Here is a 4,197-nt window from a genome sequence, read left to right on the forward strand (position 1 = left end):
ATGTCAGTTGCGAGCTTCGTAACTGCGTATTTTCTGCTAAGATAATAATTGTTGCGAAAGATATACGTCCGGCTACCACAAATATCGCAATTGCATGAAACGGCTGTTGTGTGTAGTGCTTCTTTTCAACGATATTTTTAATTTAATTACAAAATTTCTTTCCAATTGTTTTCATCGTAAACATCGTTTTCTTTTTCGCCTGCAATTATTTTCTGCGCTAACTCTTTCATTGCTTCTGCATTTTCTTCATTGTTTATAATACTTTCAATTACATATTTTCTAACACCAGCAACTGTTTCATCAATTAATTGCATTTGTTTATCTAAATCTTGTTGAGCCATTACAAGATTAGCTTCGGCAAGTTTTTCAGTTAAAATTGCTTCTTCATACACTTCAATTTGTCTATCAATTTCTTCAAAATCAAAATTAAAAATTCCAACTTTATCAAATTTTTCTTGACACAATTTTTTAAATTCTCTTAGAATATCGGGTTGGTCAATTAATGGTTGTTTTTCAACCCATTCCATCATTTCTTCATCAGGTGAATCGCCTTCAAGATAGTAGATTATTTTTTTTGTGTATTTAGTACTCATTTTTTTATTTTTTTATTCAACTTCGTATTTCTCTTTTAGTTTGTTGATCTCTTCTTTTAAGATTTCATTATTTTCTGTAAGTTTATTAATTTCAATATTTTGGCTTTTGGATTTAGTTATCAAAAAATTTTGATATTCTGAAATTCTTTTCACTTTTCTTAACAATTTTTCTATTTGGTTGGTTTCAGCATACAAGATTGTATCATTAATATTTAAATTAAAATAATTCTCATTTTCTTTAATATCTTCTCTCAAGGTTTTTAATTCTATTTTACTTTTTGATAGTTCAGTTTTTATATTATTTTTTTTTGCTTTAAGTAAATTTAGTCTTTGTTGTTTTGCTGAAATTCTATCTTCATATTTTTTGTTTTTGAAAGCAATTTTGTATTCTTTTTGAAGTTCAGCATATTTAATATTTTTTTCTTTTAGTTTAATGGAATTAATTCTAAAATCAGTTTCTAAATTAAGTATTTTTTTTTCTAACTCCTCATTTAGCATAATTAAATTAAATTGTTCTGATTTTTGAAATCCTAATTTAGTTTGTACATATCTGATTCCATTTTTATCTTCATAAACTCTTTCTTTAACTTTTGTGAAATTATTTAATAAAGCTAATAAATCAAAAAACTCGATTTTTTTTTCAGTTTTGTTGTTGAAAATATTTTCAAATAAGCTCATTTTTTTATTTCAATTCTAAAGATTTGTAATTTAAATTTAGTTAGTGTTTTCCGCACCGCAGGCATTACACACAACGTTCCCACGCTTGTAGCAGTTGGGGTTAAATATTCACTTTTCTTTCGGTTTAAAACTGAACTTCGCAAGTACAAGAAAGGCTTTTGATTAAACCAAAAGCCCCAATTGCTACAAACGTGTGTTAGCAAACGTTTTTTATTGTACTGAAAACTCAATTTTACCATCAGTATTCCAACCTGCTATATTTGTATCTAAACGATAACGATTACATTTTGATGAACCTTGAAATTCAATTGAATCATCTGTAAAAAAACTATAATTACCAATTCTATTTAGTTTTACTTGAATTTCTAATTCATATTCGCCAGTTACATTATTATAAATAATATTAGACCAACCTCCATTATATGCTTCCATAGAACCTTTAAGATAAGTAACTTGATTATCTGTAAAAAGATACCTTGATGTCGTTACTAATCTTGCGTTTAAATCGTTAGTTTTTTCAAATAAATTTAATTCTTGACCAAAATAATTATTTAATGTTGGGATAATAATTTTTAACGTTATTACATCTCCTTGATTATATACTGACTGTAAAGGCAACAAAGTGATTAAATTATCAACTCTTGCAGTAGCCCCATAATCAAAGCAATCATCATCTCCACCAGGACAACCCGTTAGGGTTGTCAAGAGGAGGAATAAACCTGTAAATTTCAATAATTTAGTAACCATAGCTATTGAATAAGTTTCTGATTGGAGTTGCTTGTGTAGGATAAGTATTAATCAATGCATCTCTAAATTGAGTTGTAGTTTCAACACTTGAGCTTAATCTATTGAATATTGATGATAAATCATTTGTGTTACTTGAGTTGCCGACAAAACAATTATCTACAATATCATTAATAATTATTGTTCTATCACCATTTCTATGTTTAGATAAATTTGTGTCTACTTGATTGTCCAAAACGTCCCACATCACACCATGGGTAAACCAATGCCTATCGACATATTGTGTAAAACTCATTGGTGTATCATAAATATTAAAACGTTCCATGTAAGTATTTATATTACTACTTGAGTACATGTTAGTTCCATTTATTGAACCCATATACGCTTTCCCATAAATAGCTGAAGTAATTTTAAATTCGCAAAAATTACCCCAACCTTCAGCAAGCCCAATTCTTTTAGCAGCAGTAAATGAAGGATAACTACCATCTAAATATGAATCGCCATGCAAAAACGAGTTACTCATTTCACTAGCATATACTTGAGCCCAAAAGCTTGCACCTGCTTTTATTGCATGTGAAAAATGTCCCGATTCATGGAAGATTGTTTGATGTATTCTTACAGTATTACTTTGCCCATCAGACTTTATTTTTTTATCTTTTAATCCAGCAAAAATAAAATCAGGTCTTAAATGTACTGGAACTAGTGAAACGACTATACCTCCAACTACATTTGTCATTACATTCCAAAAATTAGCTTGTCCAATGTTGGCAATTGTAGACATACCTGCTAATTGAGGGTATTTGTGTAGCATTGGAGTGGATGCATTCTTTCCCTTTGCAAAACACCATACATTGGCTGTGCCAACAGTATTTGAAATACCATTGCTATTAGAGAAATCAATGTATTTTCTTAAACCGTTATGTGTTGTTCCTTTAAACCACAAATGACCTCCTGCTAAATCAATTCCAAATATACCTTGGTGTGGTTCGCCATACATTATGTTTTTTGTAATTCCATTATTTCCTCTAGTAATTGTCATAAGATGGTCAGAAACCCATAAACCTAATATTTCATTCCAAGTTTTTCTTATAGTTGCTGTATAACCTCTCCATTTAGCTCTAATCCTAACTTTTCCACGATACTTTTTAGGAGCTTCAAAATAGCCGTTATTATCAGTATATGTGTATCTCCAAAAAACATTTCGACCAATACTAATTTTTGCTTTTAATAAAGGTTCTAGAATTTGATTATCTGTATTTTCAACTTTTACATATCCATTTGGTCTGTACCTTTTTCCAAACAATCTATTTGAAGATTGTTCTGCTAATGAGTTTATTAAATAATCTGGTAATGTTTCTATAGTTATATTTATATCATCTGCTAATAGGTCTTCTTGCCAATTAGCAAAAAATAAGGCAGCAGTTTCAACATCATATTCTTCTTCTGTTGGCTCATATATTTTATCAAGAATTTCATAAGAAACAGCTGAAGGAAATTGATAATTAACAGGTATTAAAGTATAAGCAGAATGATAAATGTCATTTTCATCTTTTGGCATAACATAATAATCACCTTCCTCTTTAATTTCATAATCAAGAGGATAGTCTTGCAAAATTGGAGCATTTTCATCATCACTATTATCTAATTCATCTAACATTTCAAGTTGCTCAATTGTGCTTGGTGTAATTTTAATATAATAGTGAGTTGCTTCAACGGTTTTGCCCTCAAAAGGAGAATTTGGAACAACTGAATTATAATAATCAAAGGCACTTTGCATATTTGCAACTGTATAAGGATTTTTTAATTTCTCTCCTAATACAATAGGCATTTGTTCATCGGGTTTGTCATTTTCATTAGTTCGCATTGCTAATGTATTATCAGACTTTGAGGTTTCAGAGTCTTTTGAAATTTCATCGTCATTACAACTTGTAATTAGAACGATAGCGGAAAGGAAACACAAAATTTTCTTCATAGTTTATAAAATTAAAAGGATTTAGTTACTTGATTTACTAACGTAAGTTTATCGTTGTTATTGTTTTACGTTTCGTTTTTCATAAAATGTTTGCTAACGTTCCGCCGCTTCATGTCAGTTGCGAGCTTCGTAACTGCGTATTTTCTGCTAAGATAATAATTGTTGCGAAAGATATACGTCCGGCTACCACAAATATCGCAATTGCATGAA

4 protein-coding genes are annotated in these 4,197 nt (G+C 29.5%); all 4 read right to left on the reverse strand.

Translation table 11 applies throughout. The annotated features are described in order from the left end of the window. Positions 1-146: 146 nt before the first annotated feature. Positions 147-593: a hypothetical protein gene (locus ACH2BO_RS00410; RefSeq protein ID WP_395042781.1), complete on the reverse strand. Its 447-nt coding sequence runs from the start codon at positions 591-593 to the stop codon at positions 147-149. 12 nt (positions 594-605) lie between these two features. Beyond that, on the reverse strand, positions 606-1,271 hold the full coding sequence (locus tag ACH2BO_RS00415) for a hypothetical protein (RefSeq protein ID WP_395042782.1): 666 nt from the start codon (positions 1,269-1,271) through the stop codon (positions 606-608). Positions 1,272-1,481: 210 nt separating this feature from the next. Then, positions 1,482-2,018 (reverse strand): hypothetical protein, encoded by a 537-nt coding sequence (locus ACH2BO_RS00420; protein ID WP_395042783.1) that lies wholly within the window; start codon positions 2,016-2,018, stop codon positions 1,482-1,484. Next, positions 2,008-3,987, reverse strand: a complete 1,980-nt coding sequence (locus tag ACH2BO_RS00425) for a hypothetical protein (RefSeq protein ID WP_395042784.1) — start codon at positions 3,985-3,987, stop codon at positions 2,008-2,010. The genes ACH2BO_RS00420 and ACH2BO_RS00425 overlap by 11 nt, the downstream gene beginning before the upstream one ends. Positions 3,988-4,197: the final 210 nt, after the last annotated feature.

The sequence above is a fragment of the Flavobacterium sp. genome, from assembly GCF_043773265.1.
Lineage (GTDB): Bacteria > Bacteroidota > Bacteroidia > Flavobacteriales > Flavobacteriaceae > Flavobacterium.